General features: G+C 61.2%; 3 protein-coding genes. All 3 read left to right on the forward strand.

Annotation, left to right across the window (positions count from 1 at the left end):
* Nucleotides 1-850, forward strand: an 850-nt coding sequence (gene choX, locus EOC06_RS36115; RefSeq protein WP_128310036.1) for a choline ABC transporter substrate-binding protein, incomplete at its 5' end; no start/stop codon positions are given.
* 123 nt (nucleotides 851-973) lie between these two features.
* Nucleotides 974-1,828 carry a choline ABC transporter permease subunit gene (gene choW, locus EOC06_RS36120; protein ID WP_127266555.1) on the forward strand — a complete coding sequence of 285 codons (855 nt, stop codon included), beginning with the start codon at nucleotides 974-976 and terminating at the stop codon, nucleotides 1,826-1,828.
* On the forward strand, nucleotides 1,825-2,316 hold a 492-nt coding region (locus EOC06_RS36125), incomplete at its 3' end, for an ATP-binding cassette domain-containing protein (protein ID WP_128310037.1). The genes choW and EOC06_RS36125, both read left to right, overlap by 4 nt.

Raw genomic sequence — 2,316 nt, forward strand, 5'->3', positions numbered from 1 at the left:
CTGCAAGGCGGTGCGCCTTTCCGATGTCGGCTGGACCGACATCCAGGCGACGACCGGCATCGCCTCCGTGCTGCTGACCGCGCTCGGCTATGAGCCGCAGACGATCCAGCTGTCGGTGCCGGTGACCATGGCGTCGCTGAAGAACAAGGATCTCGACGTGTTCCTCGGCAACTGGATGCCGTCGATGACCAACGACATCAAGGACTATACCGCCGATGGCTCGGTCGAGACGATCAGCACCAACCTGACCGGCGCCGGCTACGGCATCGTCGTGCCGACCTATGTCGCTGACGCCGGCGTGAAATCGCTGACCGATATCGGCAAGTTCAAGGACAAGTTCAACGGCAAGATTTATGGCATCGAGGCCGGCAATGACGGCAACCGCATTATCCTCGACATGATCAAGAACCCGAAAGACAATCTCGAAGGCTTCGAGCTGGTCGAATCCTCGGAGGCCGGGATGCTGACGCAGGCCGAGCAGTCGATGAAGAGCAATGAATGGATCGCCTTCCTCGGCTGGACGCCGCATCCGGTGATGGGTGCCATGAAGATCACCTATCTCGATGGCATGGGCGACAGCGGCTTCGGCGCCGCCACTGTCCATACCAATGTGCGCAAGGGTTACACCACCGAGTGCCCGAATGCCGGCAAGTTCATCGCCAACCTGAAGTTCAATCTCGATATGGAAGGCGAGATAATGGACGCGATCCTCAAGGGCGCTGACGCCAATACGGCTGCGACCGACTGGCTCAAGAAGCATCCGGACGCGGTTGCTCCGTGGATTGCCGGCGTGACCACTTTCGATGGCGGCGACGCCGCTGCAGCCGTGAAGACTGCGCTCGGAAGCTGAGCAGGTCTTGCGTTCGGCGTGACCGATCAAGAAGGGCAGTCACTGTAGAAAGGGCTGCCCTTTTTCATATCCTGTGACAAGATGACCGTCCGGCAAGGACGGCGACTGCCAAAGAGGGGCAAGATGGATCCGATTTCAAAATTCTTTGTCAGTTATAAAATCCCCATAGGCGAGTGGGGCAAAGCGTTCTTCACCTTCCTTACCGACAATTTCAACACCTTCTTCCGCGGCCTCTCCGGCGGCTTGAATTTCCTGCTCGATGGAGTGGTCGACACGCTGCTGCTGGTACCGCCGGTCCTTCTCATCGCGCTGATTGCACTGCTTGCCTATTATCTGCAGCGATCGAGAGGCTTGGCGGTGGCTGTCTTTCTCGGGTTGCTGTTCATCCTCAACCAGAACCTCTGGAAGCAGACGGTAGAGACACTGGTGCTGGTGGTTGCCGCCGCCGCCGCCTCGATGGCCATCGGTGTGCCACTTGGTATCTGGGCGGCGCACAAGCCGAAGGTCTATCGCGTCATGCTGCCGGTGCTCGATTTGATGCAGACGCTGCCGACCTTCGTATACCTCATCCCGGTGCTGACGCTGTTCGGCCTCGGCAATGCGCCCGGCCTCATCGTCACCATCATCTTCGTCATCCCGACCGCGGTCAGGCTCACGCATCTCGGCGTCGTCTCGGTGCCGAAGTCGATCGTCGAGGCCGGCGAGGCGTTCGGCGCCACCAAGAGCCAGTTGCTGTGGAAGGTGGAGCTGCCCTCGGCGCTGCCCACCATCATGGCCGGTTTGACGCAGTGCATCATGCTGTCGCTGTCGATGGTGGTGTTTGCCGCACTGATCGGCGCCGGCGGCCTCGGCACCGAAATCAACCGGGCGCTGGGTTCGCGCAAGATCGACCTCGGGCTCGAGGCGGGCCTCGCCATCGTCGTTTTGGCCATCGTGCTCGACCGGATGACCCGCATCGCCGTTGGAGGCAAGAAATGACCGTCGCCGTCGATTTCCGGAACGTCGATATCGTCTTCGGCGCCGACCAGGCCGGATCGCTGAAGATGATCGACGCCGGAGCCAGCCGCGCCGAGATCCTCGAAAAGACCGGCAATGTACTGGGTTGCGCCGGCGCCAGCCTGACAGTGAACGAGGGCGAGATCTCCGTGCTGATGGGTCTCTCCGGTTCGGGCAAGTCGACATTGCTGCGGGCGGTCAACCGGCTGAACGTCGTGTCGCGCGGCCAGGTTCTGGTCAAGGATGGCGACAAGACCGTCGACGTCGTCACCTGCGACGAGGCGACCCTGCGGCGCCTGCGGCAGAAACAGGTAGCGATGGTGTTCCAGCAGTTCGGCCTTTTGCCCTGGCGCACGGTGGAGGAGAATGTCGGTCTCGGCCTCGAACTCGCCGGCGTACCGGAGCAAGAGCGCAAGGAGCGCGTGCAACGCCAGCTCAAGCTGGTCAATCTCGACCAGTGGTCGAAGAAA

Source organism: Mesorhizobium sp. M7A.F.Ca.MR.362.00.0.0, from assembly GCF_004023175.1.
Classification (GTDB): domain Bacteria; phylum Pseudomonadota; class Alphaproteobacteria; order Rhizobiales; family Rhizobiaceae; genus Mesorhizobium.

Excerpts from the sequence above, each read along its gene's own strand:
- choW (WP_127266555.1), top strand. The coding sequence starts at position 974 with ATGGATCCGATTTCAAAATTCTTTGTCAGTTATAAAATCCCCATAGGC.